The sequence below is a fragment of the Aeromonas sp. s6 genome (assembly GCF_040907815.1).
In the GTDB taxonomy this organism is placed as follows: domain Bacteria; phylum Pseudomonadota; class Gammaproteobacteria; order Enterobacterales; family Aeromonadaceae; genus Aeromonas; species Aeromonas caviae.
In genome coordinates this window covers 1-16,589 of record NZ_JBFOCN010000101.1, presented here as the reverse complement: position 1 = coordinate 16,589, position 16,589 = coordinate 1, and the positions used below count along the sequence as shown (strand labels likewise).

The window sequence follows — 16,589 nt, the reverse complement described above, 5'->3', positions numbered from 1 at the left end:
TACGGCGGGCAAGACGGGCTAATGGGCGCGGTGCTGCACAAATTCAAGCAATCATCCAAGAAAAAGACCGAGCAGGCCTTTGCCGAACATCGGGACTATTTGCTGCGTGATATCGACCACCTGACTGCCCAGCTGGCCGAGATCACCACCCTGCAGACCCTCAAACCCTATCTGGCGGCCCGCTGGGATCAGCAGCAAATGAGGTGGGATGAGGAAGAGGACGATATGGAATGGCTGTTTAGGTAACGGCCAGCGGTGACCGACCATCTCATCAAACAATCAAGGCGCCACTGGCGCCTTGATTGTTTTCACACTGCTGGTTTTTACACTGATCGTGCTATCGGATAGCCAGCCTTAAATCAGGGTCACCTGACGCGCTTTGGCATCAGGCGCCAGCGCCTGTTCCTCATCGTGGATAGTTGTGAAGGGCTCAGGGGAAATGGCGGCTGCCGATGCGATTTTGCGCTGCTGATATTGGGCCAGACGCAAGTCCAGCAGCTGTGGGATGCAAATAAAGTTTCATCCTAACCCTAAAAACAGAGAGAAACGTCGCGCGCTCTCCTATTCATAAAAAATCCCTTTTATATCAGTATGTTGTGAGCACTTACACCCGAGACTGGATCGTTTTGCCTTTCATGGGAGAATGATTAAGGGCGCTAAAGTATCATCCTAATTTTCGCCCAGGCTCGAAAAATACGGTAAATGGTGAAAATAAAGATTCATCCTTTTCCGATGTTGCCCGTTCCAACACGTAAGCAGTCAGTCAGAAAAAACACATAGATCCAATCCCTAGCGAGCATTAAGCTCTCTCATCCGTGCCAACTGCTCCAACCCTTGGACGCCCTAAATGCTTACCCAAAAAAATCAACACCTTCTTTTAAAAACACAACCTGATTACCCATGTTATGCAGCCATGCCTATACTGTATGCGCATACAGTTTCCGGGCGGAGAGCACGGCCATGGCCAAGAACAAAGTTCAGTATCAGAAGGGTCTGAGCGTAAACGGTTTTTTGGAGAAGTACGGCACGGAAGAGCTGTGCGAGAAAGCTCTCTTTAAGTGGCGTTATCCCCAAGGCTTCGTCTGTAAAAACTGCTCCAATACGACCTTTTGCCGCCTTCACCATCGTCCCCGCGTCCTTCAGTGCAACCGTTGCCGCAGCCAGAGCTCGCTGATCAGTGGCAGCATTTTCGCCTGCACCAAGCTGCCGCTGACCACCTGGTTCCTGGCGCTTCATCTGCTGACGGTCTCCAAGACCGGTCTGTCTGCCATGGAGCTGCATCGCCAGCTTGGCGTCAACTACAACACGGCCTGGATGGTGAAGCACAAACTGTTGCAGGCGATGAAAGAAGCGGATGATCGGCATCCTCTGCACGGCATTATTCAGCTCGACGACGCCTACTGGGGCGGCGAACGACGCGGTGGCAAACGAGGACGAGGGGCGGCAGGCAAGACACCTTTTGTAGCGGCAGTTGCTCTGAACGAAGTTGGACACCCGATAGCCATGCGCATGACGGTCGTTTCTGGTTTCAAAACCAAAGAGATAGGTGCTTGGGCTAAGCGCCACCTGGGGCCGGGAAGTCTGGTCATCTCTGACGGCCTCAAATGCTTTCGAGCGGTTGAGCGCGCCACTTGCAACCATCTGGGCTTCACCATGGGCGGGCGTTTGGAGTTGCTGGATCACGCCGCCTTTCGCTGGGTGAACACGATGCTCGGCAACATCAAAAACTCGCTTCACGGGAGCTGCCATAAGCTTGGCCAGAGGCACATTCCCCGCCATCTCGCTGAATACTGCTTCCGCTTCAACAATCGCTTTGACCTTAGCGGCATGCTCGCCAAGCTTGGGGCTGCTGCGGCGATCACGCCGCCTATGCCATACCGCTTGCTGAAGCTGGCTGAAGATCATGGGTAATCAGGAAACACAATCAAAAATGACACCCTTATATCCATTTAACCTAAACAGCCTTCCCCCCACTGCACTAGCTAGGGCTCGTAGTTCGGCGCAAGGCTGAAGTCGCTTGGCTGCTTCGCTGTGCAGATCCATGACCCACTTTCCATCAAACTCCCGGTTGTAGTTCCACAAGCATCTCGCGAGTCTTGCCGGCCCGCTCCACTAACAAGACCACAACATCTCCAACGTTCTTGTCGTCTAGCCGGGCCTGTAATGTAGTGACGTCGTCGACGGCGATACCGTCGATGCTGATAACGCGATCGCCGGGCACGATGCCGCCTGCGGTGACCTCGACGCCGACGAGCCCGGCCCTGTGCGCCGCCGAGCCCGGCGTCACGCGCAATACGAATACGCCCTTACTGCCGGTCAGCGCCTGCAGACGCGCGTTGAGCTGCTCATCCACCTCGATGCCCAGCGCCGGACGGATGTACTTGCCGGTCTTTATGAGTTGCGGCACCACGCGCATGACGGTATCGACCGGCACCGCAAAGCCGATGCCGGCCGAGGCGCCAGACGGACTGTAGATGGCGGTATTGATGCCGATCAGCCGCCCAGCCGAATCGAGCAGCGGGCCACCGGAATTGCCGGGGTTGATAGCGGCGTCGGTCTGGATCAGGTGGTCAATGGCCGGGCCACTGGCGTCGCCGGAAAGGGTGCGGTCAAGCGCCGAGACGATGCCGGTGGTGAGTGTCCAATCCAGGCCGAAGGGGTTGCCGATGGCGAACACCTTTTGTCCCACCTTGAGGTCTGCGCTGGTGCCGACCGGAACGGCGGGCGGGCGCTGGAAACCGACGCCGATCTTGAGCACGGCGATGTCGTGCGCTGGGCTCGCCCCCACCAGCGCGGCCTGGTAGTCGCGGCCATCGGCGAGTTTGACCGTGGCTTCGGACGCGCCCTGGATAACGTGGAAGTTGGTGACGACGTGGCCGGCGTCGTCCCAGATGAAGCCCGAGCCGGTGCCACGCGGCACGGAGAAGACATTGCGCGTCCAGACGTCGCGCACCAGCTGCGCGGTGGTGATGTAGACCACCGAGGCGCGTGATTTTTCGAACAGTTCGATGGTGGCCTGTTCGTCAGCGGCCAGATCGCCACGCGGCGTGACGGTGCGCTCAGCGGCTTGGCGCGGGCTGAACCAGGCTTCGATGGCGGGCAGGAACTGCCAGAACAGCATGAGTGCTGCAACGCACGCAGTGATGACGAGCCAGCGCCGGATGAAGGGATCCGGTGCGGGGCGTGGGTACGGGTCAGGGTAGGCCATGAGAAGTCTCCTGTTGATAGGCAATCAGCGCCATAGCCCGCTCGGGCGCCAGCGCGGCGGGCGCGGCGTCACAGCGGATTCCGGCAAGAAATGGGGCGCGTGAAACGGCAAGGCTGTTACGGGTCCAGGCGCCAACGTCAGCAGGCGTGAGATACGATCTTGCGTTGCCGGATGGGTGCGCAACCAGGAAGGCTCGGGATTGCCCCATCCCGGCCGCAGCCAGGCACGCCAGGAGCGGCTGACCCGCTCGATTTTCGCCAGCGCGGACGCCAGCCCGTGCGGGTCGCCCGTCAGTTCCGCCGCGAGGCGGTCAGCATCGAACTCACGCACGCGAGACAGGCCGAGCTGTGCGAGTAGGGCCAGCTGGGGCGAGGCGATCAGCAGAAGCAGTCCAGGCCAATTGACCGCCACCGCGCCGGCCAGCAGTGCGGGCAAGCTGAACACAATAGCGATCTGTCCGACCATCGCTAGCAGGCTCGTGAGGCGACTGACGGAATCCGCCAGCCCCATGACACGCAGATCCTCATTAGCGATGTGCGCGACCTCGTGCGCGAGCACACCCGCCAGTTCGCGCGAACTCAGGTTGCGCAGCAGGCCATCGGTGAGGGCGATCGATGCATGCTGCTTGGAGCCGGTGGCGAAGGCGTTGACGACGGCACTGGGCACGTAGTGCGGCACCGGCGTGGCGGGCAAACCGGCACGGGCGGACAGCTCGCGCAACAGAGCCCAAATTTCCGGGGCTTCGTGCGGGTGCAGTGCCCGCGCGCGATACAGGCGCAGGGTCAGCGCCGACGCGGCTGCCGGCTCCAGCAGCAGCGTGCCTGCAACGGCAAACAGCGCGAGCCACAGGCCGCTTTCCCCGAACAGCAGGCTTCCTGCGGCGGCTGCGATCCCGACCAGGGCCAGGACCAACAGCCCGGTCTGCAGGCGGTTGAGCCAGCGGTGTTGCAACAACGCCGCGCGCGGGTCACTGGGATGATGACGGGTCATGCTCAGATGTCTCGGCGGCGCGGTCGTCGCGATCGCGCAGCAGCCAGTAAGTGGTACCAAGCGCCAGTGTGGCGCCTGCCAGCGCGGCGATTTTGGCGGGACTCGTGTCGGGGTCGAGGACCACGAACTTGCGTGCCAGCGCGATCAGGCCGATGAGGATCACGGTCTTGACCTGGATGATGCTGTCCCGACGCAGCGCCACGCGCACGATGGAATGCTTGAACTCCATCGCGATCAAGAGCGTCATGATCATGCCGAACACACTCTGGAATACCTTGTGATCCAGGGGATTGAAGGCATCGAGGACCAGCAGCGTGAAGACGATGGCGATGAGCTGGAACAGCGACACCACGATGATGACGGCAATTATCGCCGACAGAACGAGGGCGACGACCTGCTCGAAGCGCTCGTAAACCGTCATCAACCGCCACTGGGAGCGCATCTCGTCAAGGGTCGTGTGGCCAGATTCTTTATGCATAAGCGTTGCTCTCTCTTTCAATGAAACGTTAATGGAACGGGGAGTCCGAGAAGACGACTCGATTACACCTGGATTGCCGGGGCAATTGCGAAGCCACCCAGCGCATAACGTCCTGCACGTCCGTGGCGCCGCCGATGGGTGGATCAGCCTCTTGCACGTCAAACCTTTGTTCCATGCATGGCATCAATTCGGCTTCTGGTCTGGCGGCAGCAATCCCAGCAGATCCGCCTGCAAACGTTGCAACTTGTCGATGCCAGCCCTCAATGCCTCGACACGGCCGGCATTTTTCATTTCACTCAGGGTGTGCGCTAACTGCTGGATGCTCTGATGCAGGACATCGACCTGATCATCAGGATCCTTGCCGAAGAACGTAGGGCGGCCACTTTGATCCCGCCAGTATTGGAGTGTTTCGGATTGAGGGGGCACTTGGGCCTTGCCTGACAGATAGTCGATCATCTGGGAAATCCAGACCCGGTGGTCGGCGTATGTGAACGGCACGGGCAGCGCGGAGCGACTGTCAGGTTTGAATCCCTTCCAGGATAAGGGTACCTGCCAGGTGTGTAGCCATTGCTCGAATTCATGCGCTGGCATCGGATGCCCGATGGCATAGCCCTGACCCCACTCGCATCCCATACGCAGCAGCATTTCACCATGCTGAATGGATTCGACTCCCTCCGCGATGCAGTTCCTGCCAAACGAGCTTGCCAGTGCCAGTAGCGCATCGAGGATGGCGATATCGTCCGGCTCCTCGAGCATGCCGCGTATAAAACCTTGGTCGATCTTGAGCAGGTGCGCGGGCAGGCGCTTCAGATAGGTCAGCGATGAATAGCCGCTGCCGAAATCGTCGAGGGCAAAACGCAATCCCATCCTCTCGCACAGCGCCATCAACTGAGACACTTGAACGAAGTCCTCCACGGCGCTGGTTTCGAGGATTTCCAGTTCAAGGTCTTGCGGCTGGGCGCCGGGATGTCGTGACAACATACCCCGTAGATGCATGATGAAGTCCGGTTGCAGCAAGTGCCGCGCACCGATATTCACGCTGATCGGGACATGAAGGCCGGCCTTGCGCCAAACTTCGATCTGGGTCAGCGCAGCCTCGATGGTCCATTCCCCCACGTCAATCCCGAGCGGATGGTTCTCAATGATGGGTATGAAGGAGGCAGGAGATAACAAGCCACGCGTCGGATGTTGCCAGCGGATCAAGGCTTCGGCGCCCAGCACCTCACCGGTGCGCATGTTGACCTTAGGTTGGAAATAAAGCAGAAACTGCCCATTGGCAAGTGCATTCTTTATGCTGTCAAATCCTTCGTGACGGGTGCACAGAGTACAATCCTTCTCCGTATCGAAAACGTGATATCGATTCTTGCCGGCTTGCTTGGCACGATACATAGCCTGATCTGCCTGCCGCAGCAGTTGGTCGGCGTCGATATCTTCGCCTTGCGGGTAGTAGCTCACACCGATACTCGCGCTCACCTCGCACAGTGCGTCACCAATCGGTACGGGCTGTACAGCCACCTCGATCAGGCGATCGAGAATCGGTACGCTGACGGAAATATCCGGCAGGTCGACCAGAATAGCGACAAACTCATCACCACCAAGACGGGCCAAGGTATCGTCTTCGCGCAACACCTGCGCCATACGCCTGGACAGGACGGAAAGCAATTTGTCGCCGACTCCGTGGCCGTGCTGGTCGTTGACCTTCTTGAATTCATCCAGATCGATGAAGACAACCGCCAGGTGCATGCCACGCCGACGTGTCTGACGAATGGCCTGCTTAAGGCGGTCTCCAAGCAATAGTCGATTGGGCAAGCCGGTGAGCAGGTCGTAATGAGCAACGCGTTCAAGCTGTTGCTGGTTCTCCTTCAGCCCTGTGATGTCGGAAAACATGGCTGCGTAATGCTCGATATTGCCCCGCGTATCCGGGACTGCACTGATCGTCAGCAGCGCGGCAAACTGACTGCCGTTCTTGCGTCGGCACCAGAGCTCTCCGTGCCAATAGTCGTGCTCACGCAGAGCCTGCCAAACGGCCTGATAGAACTCATCGTCATAGCGATCGGACTCGAGCAGACGAGGTGTCTGACCCATTACTTCCTCCCGCGCATAACCAGTGATCACGGAAAACGCCCAATTGACGTTAACTATGTGGCCTTGAGCGTCGGTAACGAGGATGCCCTCTCCTGCGTGCTCAAAAACTTTAGCCGCAAGGCGAAGCTCTTCCGCGGATATTCTGCGTGAGGTGACATCATGGATATAGCCGTGCCAGAGGATGCTCCCATCAGGCATGGCTTCAGGCGACGCCTCGCCTTCGACCCAGATCACCCGACCGTCTGGAAACTGCACTCGGTACTCGTCATGCCAAAGCGCGAGTGACTGCCCCGACGCCCGTATGGTTTCATGCACACGGTCGCGGTCTTCAGGATGGAGCGCAGCGAACGCAGGCGTGGCATCTTCAACAACATCCTCCGGTGCAACCCCGTATATTTCCTGTATCCTCGCGCTGGCATAAGGGAAGTGCGAGCTGCCGTCCGGACGAAGACGGTATTGGTAAAGCATACCGGGAACGTGGCTGGCCAACTCTTCTCGCTGTCGGCGCATAGCGTTCAGCGCCTGCTCGACCCTCTTGAGATCGGTGATGTCCTCTACCGTCCCGTCTGCCGCTCTGGGTCGACCAGAGGCGTCGCCCTTGAATGTTGCCCGCAGGTGTATCCAGCGAACCTGCCCTCCGCTGACGATGCGACACCGCAGATCAAGGGACTTTCCGCACATGGCAGCATCCCATGCCCTATCGAAGAGGGGGCGGTCTTCAGGGTGAATGCACTGCAGGAATCGCTCGAAGGCTATTGGCGCACCAACATCCAGGCCGAGCACGCGGCAGGTTTCATCGGAGCAAGTGAGGAGTTGCGAGCCAAGATCGAGATGCCAACTGCCAGAATGGGCATTCTGGTTAATCTGGTCACAGTGTCGGGCTGAGGTTTGAGGCGTCTCGTTCAAAGGTGACGCTCCTTATGGGTGAAACAGAGGTTCCAAAGTTTCTGCAACTCGGAGCGCATTTCGTCAAAGATTGTGTGGTTAGGGTCTCTATGCATCGCGGCTACGCACTCTCTTCAAGGATCGAACAACTGATAAGCAGGGTGGTTCGCCAGGGCCGACGCATGATCATTCTTTGCGCTAGTTGATCAAGTATCGATCAGTTGAGCGGCGCCAAGTACGATTTTAATTGTACCTTGCGTTGCCAAGCTGTAAATAGTCGAGATCTTAACTAAGGAAAGTGCGAACAAGTATCCCACGAACAAAAAATGAAAATTTTAGTCATTTAATATCAATGGGTTACCAGTAAATGCTCTCGTGCCATATGACTTATTCGCACCTTCCCAAGCTGAGTTGGCCGCCGAAGGATTTTACGCTGGGCGGGACCGGATTGGGCGATTGCGCCGTGAAATGGGGTTGTCTTGCAAACAAAAGCGCAAATTCAAGGCGACAACCCATTCTGCTCATTCCCTGCCCGTGGCGGAGAATCTCCTTGGTCAGGTCTTTGCGCCGACGAAGCCCAACGAAGTCTGGACCGGTGATATCACCTATATTGCCACCGACGAAGGCTGGCTTTATCTGGCTGGTCTCAAGGATGTGTTTACCTGTGAGATAGTGGGTTATGCGATGGGAGAGCGAATGACCACCGGGTTGGTCAGTCAGGCGCTGTTTCGGGCTGTGCAGCAGAAGAGGCCACCCGTTGGGCTTATTCATCACACAGACCGGGGCAGTCAGTACTGTGCCAAGGCTTACCGGGCTCTCCAGGTACAATTTGGCATGCAGACCTCCATGTCACGCAAGGGGAACTGCTTCGACAATGCCCCGATAGAAAGCTTCTGGGGGTCTCTTAAAAATGAACTGGTTCACCACCATAGATTCGAGACGAGAGCGGAGGCCAAGGCAGCGATTCAGGAATACATAGAGATTTTTTACAACCGCCAGCGTCGGCATTCACGACTTGGCAATGTCAGCCCGGCGGAGTTTAACAAGAGGTATTGGAGAACTGCTCAGGCTGCTTGATCCGGGACTGTCCGATCTTGTCAGGACACCTCAGTCAGCTGCCAACTGAAGAGTGGTACGCGAGCTTGGGTGACAACACCCTGGCAGATGCGATCCTGGACCGGCTGATGCACAACGCTCACCGGCTGCCACTGAAGGGAGAATCGATGAGGAAGAGGAGAAGTGAGTTGACCCAATCTGAACAGTCGAGTTAAAACGAGATGACGTGAGCGCGTTAAGGATCAGGGTGTTCACGTTGGCCGGAATGGCTGTTCAACTTCGCCGGAATACGCACAAGGAGGGTAACTTGTTATTCAATGATCAAAAAACCGAACCAGCGCACATTTTGATCATTGATGATCAACCCAGTAATGTGCTGATTCTGCGAGAAGCGGTTCGCGATCTGGGCGAAATCCATTTCGCCACCAGCGGGGAAGCGGCGCTGCGAGCGGCGCAACGCAAGCCGCCGGACATCATCCTGCTGGACATCGAGATGCCGGAGATGGATGGCTATGCCGTATGCCAGGCCATTAAAGCGGACCCCCGGTTGAGGGACGTCCCGGTCATTTTTGTCACTTCTCATACGCAAGACGCCAACGAACTGCATGCGCTCAGTCTCGGCGGGGTGGATTTCCTGCAAAAGCCGCTCAATGTGCCGATTGCGCGTTCGCGCATCCAGACTCACCTGGCGCTGCGCTTGCGTTCCAAACAGCTGGCCTGCGCGCAACAGGACCTGCAGGATCTGGTGCAGAATCTGCCTGCCTTTGTCGCCTATTGGGATGAGTCGTACCGCAATATCCTGTGCAACGATGTGGACGGGCAGTGGTTTGGCATTCCGGCCGAGCGCATGCGTGGCATGCGGCTGCAGGAGGTGCTCGGCAATCATGTCTATGCCGAGATCGAAGCGCACCTTGCCGGCCTGGCCGACGGGCGTGCGGTGTCGTTTGATCTGGAATACATGCGTCAGGATGGCGACATGCTGTTTGGCCAGGTGTCGCTGGTGTGTCGAGACCAGTCCGGTCTGCAAGCCGGCCTGCTGATGCTGGTGACGGATGTGACAGACCGGAAATTGGCCGAGACCTCTCTGCACAACGAGAAGGAGCGGCTGCGCATTACCCTGAATTCGATCGGCGATGCCGTGATCGCTACCGATGCCGAAGGTCGGGTCAACTTCCTGAACCCCATCGCGGAGGCGATGACCGGCTGGTATGGCAGGAGGGCAATCGGCGTGCCGATCGAGCAGGTGATGCCGCTACGCGACAGCTTCGATGGGCACGTGCTGCAAAACCCGATCTATCTCGCGCTCAAGGAGCAGCGCATCGTCGGCATGGCGCTCAACAGCCAGATCGCCTGCCGCGATGGTCGCGTGCTGGAGGTGGAAGACTCTGCCGCCCCGATCTGGGACCAGGCCGGCAAGCTGACCGGTGCCATCATCGTTTTTCATGATGTCAGCGAAGCGCGGGCAATGGCGCTCAAGATGACGCATCTTGCCCACCATGATCCGCTGACCAATCTGCCGAACCGCATGCTGCTGCAGGACCGTACCTCGCAGGCACTGCAACAGGCTGGCCGCAATGGTGGCCAGGTTGCCTTGTTCATACTGGATCTCGACCATTTCAAGACCATCAACGACTCGGTCGGCCATTCCATCGGCGATCAGCTGCTGTTGCAGCTTGCCAAGCGGCTGCAGCAGTTTGTGCGCAATGGTGACACCATCAGCCGTCAGGGCGGCGACGAGTTCATTATCCTGATCCCGGAAATCGGGCATGTGGACGAAGTCTCCCAGCTAGGCGAGCGCCTGCTGGAAGCCTGTGCCGAACCCTTCCTGCTCGATGGCGTCCGCTATGACTTGTCGATGAGCATCGGCATTAGCCTGTACCCGGACGACGCCGACGACCAGGAGGCACTGTACCGCCATGCCGATGCCGCCATGTATCAGGCCAAGCAGGAGGGACGTGGACGCTTCCGCTTTTTCTCGCAGGAAATCGAGCATACCCTTTATGCACGCCACATGCTGGAGCGCCAAATGCGTGTCGCGGTGGCCGAGGGCGACTTCGAGGTGCACTACCAGCCCAAGATCGATCTGGCTTCACAGCAGGTGGTCGGTGCCGAGGCGTTGGTACGCTGGCGCCGGCAGGATGGCTCGCTGATTTCTCCCGCCCAGTTCATTCCGCTCGCGGAAGAAACCGGGCTGATCGTACCGCTCGGGCGCTCCGTGCTGCTGAAAGCCTGTCAGGAAGGGCGGCGCTGGCATGAGCAGGGTTACTTGATCCATATCGCGGTCAATGTCTCCGCCGTGCAGCTGGCGCAGAGCAACTTTACTGCCATGGTCAGCGAGATCATCGAGCAAACCGGCATCATGCCGGGCTACCTGGAACTGGAGATCACGGAAGGGGTGCTGGCTAAGGATGTCAAAAATACCTTTGCCATCATCAATGAGCTGCACAAAATCGGAGTGACGATCTCCATCGACGACTTCGGCACCGGTTACTCCAGTCTTTCCTATCTGAAGCAGTTCCCCATCGATGTACTCAAGATCGACCAGAGCTTTACCCGCGAAATCCTGACGGAAAAGAGCAGCGCCGCAATTGTGGCCGCCATCATCAACATGGCGCATGGCCTGGATTTGCGCCTGGTGGCCGAGGGCGTGGAGACGCAGGCACAGGCGGAGCTGTTGCAGCAGATGGGCTGCACGGTGATGCAGGGCTACCTGTACAGCCGCCCGCTGATGCCGGAGCGGCTGACCGAGTATCTCCAACACTGGCGGTCAAAGTAACCGTCCGCAAAGGCTGGCGATGCGCCACATGGCGGCCTGTTGCCGCTTGGAGCAGTAGCCGTATGCGCCGGTAAGGGGGTAGCGCGGTGCACATGAACAGACTAGCCAGGGGAAAGCAAGTCATGGCATTACAACAACAAAAACTGCGGATCCATGCCGGACGGCGTGGCATCCTGGTGTTCCTGAGCGGGCTGCTCCTGACCGCGGGGCTGACCCTGCAACTGGATCGTAAGCAGGAGCAGGATCGGCAAGAGGCCTACCAGAACTTCACCACGCAATTTGCCGATACGGTCGAGGAGCGGATTACCCATTACCAGTACGGCTTGCGCGGCGCGCGGGGCGCCATTCTGGTGGCCGGGGAGCAGGGCATCTCGCGTGCGGGTTTCCGTCGTTACAGTGCCAGCCGCGATATGAAAGTGGAGTTTCCGGGGGCGCGCGGCTTCGGCTTCATCCGTCGTGTGCCGCTGGCCGATGAGGCGGCGTTTGTCGCCAGGGCGAGACAAGATGACGCCCCCGGCTTTGCCATCCGCCAGCTGCAGCCACATGCCGGCGAGCGCTATGTCGTCCAGTACGTTGAACCGCAGGCTGGCAATCAGCAGGCGATTGGACTTGATATTGCCTCCGAGGCGAACCGCAAGGCCGCCGCCGACGCTGCCATGCGGAGCGGGCAGGTGCAGCTCACGGCACCGATTGCCCTGGCCCAGGCCATGAAAGCACCCAGCAAATCCTTCCTGATGCTGATGCCGATCTACCGGGATGGCATGGCACGGGATAGCGAGGCGCAGCGAGTGGCGGCCACCCTGGGCTGGAGCTATGCGCCCATTCTGATGGACGAGGTGATGGGGGCGATTCGTATTAATCCGGAGCTGACTCAGTTCACCTTGAGTGATGTCAGCGACCCCCGGAAACCGGTTGTGTTCTACGCCTCCCGAGCCGCTGCTGGTGCTGTGATCGGTAGCCGCAGCGTGACCAAAACCATTCTAGGCAGGACGTGGCAGATCGAAGTCCGCTTTCAGCCCGCATTTCTTGCCGGCTTGCACCAGAATAACCTCTATGCCGTAGGCCTGCTCGGTGTGCTGGCAAGTCTTGGCTTTACCATCATGGTTTTCCTGTGGAGCAGCAGCCGCCTGCGCCAGCAGCAGCTGATCGATGCTAAGGCGCGGATGGCGGCCATCGTGGAAAGCGCCATCGACGGCATCATCGGCAAAACCCTGCAAGGCGTGGTGATCAGCTGGAATCGTGGTGCGGAAGAGATCTTTGGTTACCGCGCGGACGAGGCGCTGGGCAAGACCATGGCGCAGCTGGTGGTGCCGGATGATCTGGCTTACGAGGAAGAGGACATTCTGGCGCGTATATGCCGTGGCGAAAGGCTGGATCACTTCACGACCCGGCGCCGCCAAAAGAATGGCCAGCTGATCGATGTTTCGGTATCGGTATCCCCCATTATTGATGACAGTGGCCGTATCGTCGGCGCCTCCAAGACCGTACGTGACATCAGCAAGCAAGTGGCCATCGAGAGGCAGATGAAGGAGCTGAACGCGCACCTGGAGGAAATGGTCGCTACCCGGACGGCCGAGCTGGATCGCGCGCGGCGTGTGTTGCGCACCGTGCTCGATGCGGTGCCGTCGATGATCGGCTACTGGGACAAGCAACTGGTCAACCGCGTGGCCAACCATGCCTACCACACATGGTTCGGTGTCGACCCGGACACTCTGCCGGGCATGAGCATGGTCGACTTGCTGGGCAAAGACCTGTTTGCCGCCAATCGTCCTCATATCGATGCGGTGTTGCGCGGCGACGAGCAGACCTTCGAACGCGCCATTCTTGGCCCGGACGGCAAAGAACGGCACTCGCTGGCGCACTACATCCCGGACTGGATTGATGGCGAGGTACAGGGCTTTTATGTGATGATGCATGATGTCACCGAGCTGGTCGAAGGGCGACAGCAGTTGGCCGCAGCGCTGCGCGAAAACCAGGTGTTGCTGCAAACCATCAACGAGCAATTGCTGTACTCGGTTTCCGACCCGAACGGGGTGATCATCGAGGCCAACGACCAGTTCTGCCTGGTGCTCGGCTATACCCGCGAAGAGATCATCGGGCGGGATCACCACCTGTTCAGTTCCGGCCTCCATCCGGCTGCCTTCTGGCAGAACATGTGGGACACCGTCCTTGCCAACAAGGCCTGGCATGGCGAGATCTGCAACAAGGGCAAGGACGGCAGCCTGCTGTGGTTCGATACCGTGATTGCGCCTTGTCTCGATAGTGAGGGCCAGCTGGAGCGCTTTGTCGCCTTGCGTATCGATGTCACCGAACGCCGCGCGGCGGACGAGGAACGGAAGCGTCTGAACGTGCTGCTGGGCAACGTGCTGCGTTCGGCCTCCGAGGTGTCCATCATCGCCACCGATCAGGATGGCCGCATCACCATTTTCAACAGCGGCGCCCAGAGCATGCTCGGCTATCAAGAGGACGAAATGGTGGGGCGTTGTACCCTGGCCATGATTCACCTGCCCGATGAGGTCAACGCGCGCGGCGAGGAGCTGAGCCGGCAGTATGGCCAGGCCATCGAAGGCTTCCGTGTCTTTGTGCATGTGCCGGAGTTTGTCGCGCCCGAAACGCGCGAATGGACCTATGTCTGCAAGGATGGCTCCTGGCGCCGGGTGACACTGGCTGTCACCGCGATGCGTGACGAGCAGGGGGTACTCACCGGCTACCTGGGCATCGCGACGGACATCACCATACGCAAGCAGTTCGAGAACAGCCTGGAGCTGGCAAGACAGCAGGCGGAACAGGCGAACGTGGCAAAAAGCCAGTTCCTGGCCAATATGAGCCACGAGATCCGCACGCCGATGAATGCCGTGCTCGGGATGTTGCAGCTGGTTCGGCAGACACCGCTGGATACGCGACAGCAGGATTACGTGGTCAAGGCACAGTCGGCAGCCAAATCACTGCTGGCACTGCTGAACGATATCCTGGATTTCTCCAAGATTGATGCCGGCAAACTTGAGCTGGATATCCATGCCTTTAGCCTGGAAGACATGCTGCGCGAACTGGCCGTGGTGTTGTCCGGCAATCAGCATCACAAGACCGTGGAGCTGATGTTCGAAGTCGATCCGTCGCTGCCACTGGAGGTCAGAGGCGACAAGCTGCGCATCCTGCAGATCCTGATCAATCTTGGTGGCAACGCCCTCAAGTTCACCGAGGCCGGGCAGGTCGTCATTCACCTGTCCGCGCTGCGTCAGGACGCGGCGAGCGTGACGTTGCAGGTGTCGGTCACCGACACCGGCATCGGCATTACCCCGGAACAGTTGAGCCGCATCTTCAATGGTTTTACTCAGGCCGAGTCCTCCACCACCCGCCGCTTCGGCGGCTCCGGGCTGGGGCTGGTCATCTGCCAGCGTCTGGTGGCTCTGATGGGGAGCGAATTGCGGGTCGACAGCGAACCGGGCCGTGGCAGCTGCTTCTCGTTCGAGCTATGCCTTGAGGTGGAAAACAAGGCTCTGTCCATCAGCGTCGTCGCACCGGACATCAGTCATTGCCATGTGCTGGTGGTTGATGACTGTGAGAATTCGAGGGAAATCCTGGTCAAGACCATCGAAATGCGTGGCTGGAGTTGCGATGCGGTGGAGAGTGGCGCGAAGGCCCTGGTAAAGATCATCAGCGCACTGAAAGCGGGTCGACCTTACGATGTGGTCTTGGTGGACTGGCGCATGCCGGAAATGGACTGGGTTGCTACCGCGAAGCTGATCAAGCAGCAGTTTTCGGATGTCGCCTGCCCGGTCGTCATCATGTTGTCCGCGTACGGGCGTGAGCTGCTGGGCAAGATTTCAGAGCAGGACCGAGTTATTTTCCGCGATATCCTGACCAAACCGATTACCCCGCAACAACTGATCGCCTCCATCGCGCGGGCGCGCCAGCCGGCTCAGCGCGACTCCTTGCCGCCGGTATTCGAGTTACCACAGCGGCTGGCGGGGGTGCGTCTCCTGCTGGTCGAGGACTATGCGCTGAACCGGCAGGTGGCCGGCGAGTTGCTGACCCATGAGGGCGCATCGGTGGTGATGGCCGAGGATGGCCTGCAGGGGGTTCGGATTGCCACGCAGCAACCGGATGCTTTTGACATTATCATCATGGACATGCAGATGCCCGTCATGGATGGCCTGCAGGCGACGCGCGAGATTCGTGCCGTACCGGTGCTGGCAGCGCTGCCGATCCTGGCGATGACGGCCAATGCCTCGCATGCCGACCGGGAGGCATGTCTGCAGGCCGGGATGAACGATCATGTCGGCAAGCCGATCGATATCGACGAGGTGGTCGAGCTCATACTGAAGCTGGTACAGGGGAAAGCCGTACCTGCCGCCGGAACCGAACGGCAGCCGGCCGCGGCGCAGGAAACGGCTACTGCGGCGGAGGTCGACCCGCTCGACCGGCTGATGCGCCGTTTTGGTCAAAATCTGAACTTGTATCGCCAGACACTGGCCAGTTTCTCGATCGAGGCTTGCAATCAGCTGGACATGCTGGCTCGGCAGCGCGAGGCGGCGGATGTGCCGCGCATGGCTGCAACCTTCCACGCCCTGAAAGGCGTGGCTGCGACGGTCGGGGCCACGGCGCTGGCGGCACAGGCTGGGGAGTGGGAGCGCCAGAGCCGCACGGAGGAAGCGGCAGAGTTCTGCACCCGTTTCGACACCGAGCAGCTTGCCGCCTTGCGCGAGCTTGCGACACGCAGCGAACAACTGCTGATGCAGGCGCTACCCGAGCCGCAGCCGGAAGCTACGGTCATTCCTGATATCGCCGCGACACTGTCGCGCCCGGAGTGGCTTGAGCGGCTGCGCGCGCTGCTGCCACCATTGGAGAGCGGTAATCTGGAGGCGCTGGATCTGTTGGCGGCGCTGCCGGCATCGCCCCCCGAAGAGCGTGAAACCATGCAGGAGGTGGCTGCACTGGTGCAGAGTCTGCAATTCCCCGGTGCCGTCACCATCATTCGCCGGATTCTGGAGCGGGAGACATAATATGGATCGATTGCTAAATAGCTGTTCCGAATAGTAGATCACCGGAGGAAGGGAACTCAGTCCAGTTTGTGCGATCTGATTAGTCGCTAAACAAAACAAGCCACACCC

7 protein-coding genes and 3 pseudogenes are annotated in these 16,589 nt (G+C 59.2%); 6 read left to right on the top strand and 4 right to left on the bottom strand.

The features are described from left to right. Together AB5Y50_RS16125 and AB5Y50_RS16120 are read left to right on the top strand one after the other, a co-directional pair. Window positions 1-246: pseudogene (locus AB5Y50_RS16125) on the top strand (hypothetical protein); the annotation flags it as partial. Window positions 247-960: 714 nt separating this feature from the next. Further along, on the top strand, window positions 961-1,911 hold the full coding sequence (locus AB5Y50_RS16120; RefSeq protein WP_111896943.1) for an IS1595 family transposase: 951 nt from the start codon (window positions 961-963) through the stop codon (window positions 1,909-1,911). A gap of 145 nt (window positions 1,912-2,056) precedes the next feature. Here AB5Y50_RS16120 and AB5Y50_RS16115 read toward each other — a convergent pair whose 3' ends face one another. The 4 genes from AB5Y50_RS16115 to AB5Y50_RS16100 all read right to left on the bottom strand — a co-directional run bounded on the left by AB5Y50_RS16115 (window position 2,057) and on the right by AB5Y50_RS16100 (window position 7,667). Continuing rightward, window positions 2,057-3,208: a S1C family serine protease gene (locus AB5Y50_RS16115; RefSeq protein ID WP_111896944.1), complete on the bottom strand. Its 1,152-nt coding sequence runs from the start codon at window positions 3,206-3,208 to the stop codon at window positions 2,057-2,059. Window positions 3,209-3,232: 24 nt separating this feature from the next. Beyond that, window positions 3,233-4,198: a zinc metalloprotease HtpX gene (locus tag AB5Y50_RS16110; protein ID WP_031755014.1), complete on the bottom strand. Its 966-nt coding sequence runs from the start codon at window positions 4,196-4,198 to the stop codon at window positions 3,233-3,235. Beyond that, window positions 4,176-4,676 carry a phosphate-starvation-inducible PsiE family protein gene (locus AB5Y50_RS16105; protein WP_111896945.1) on the bottom strand — a complete coding sequence of 167 codons (501 nt, stop codon included), beginning with the start codon at window positions 4,674-4,676 and terminating at the stop codon, window positions 4,176-4,178. Before AB5Y50_RS16105 ends, AB5Y50_RS16110 begins: the two co-directional genes overlap by 23 nt. Before the next feature lie 183 nt (window positions 4,677-4,859). After that, entirely contained in the window at window positions 4,860-7,667 is a 2,808-nt protein-coding gene (locus AB5Y50_RS16100) for an EAL domain-containing protein (RefSeq protein WP_368163079.1), read from the bottom strand. Window positions 7,668-8,048: 381 nt separating this feature from the next. Here AB5Y50_RS16100 and AB5Y50_RS16095 point away from each other — a divergent pair. From AB5Y50_RS16095 to AB5Y50_RS16080, 4 genes and pseudogenes are all read left to right on the top strand, one after another. Beyond that, a pseudogene (locus tag AB5Y50_RS16095) lies at window positions 8,049-8,723 on the top strand (IS3-like element ISAeme20 family transposase); the annotation flags it as partial. A gap of 29 nt (window positions 8,724-8,752) precedes the next feature. Next, window positions 8,753-8,917, top strand: a pseudogene (locus AB5Y50_RS16090) (ATP-binding protein); the annotation flags it as partial. A gap of 92 nt (window positions 8,918-9,009) precedes the next feature. Further along, window positions 9,010-11,478: an EAL domain-containing protein gene (locus AB5Y50_RS16085; RefSeq protein ID WP_368163078.1), complete on the top strand. Its 2,469-nt coding sequence runs from the start codon at window positions 9,010-9,012 to the stop codon at window positions 11,476-11,478. Window positions 11,479-11,600: 122 nt separating this feature from the next. Next, complete coding sequence (locus AB5Y50_RS16080; protein ID WP_368163077.1) at window positions 11,601-16,481, top strand: PAS domain S-box protein; 4,881 nt, start codon at window positions 11,601-11,603, stop codon at window positions 16,479-16,481. The last annotated feature ends 108 nt before the right edge of the window (window positions 16,482-16,589 follow it).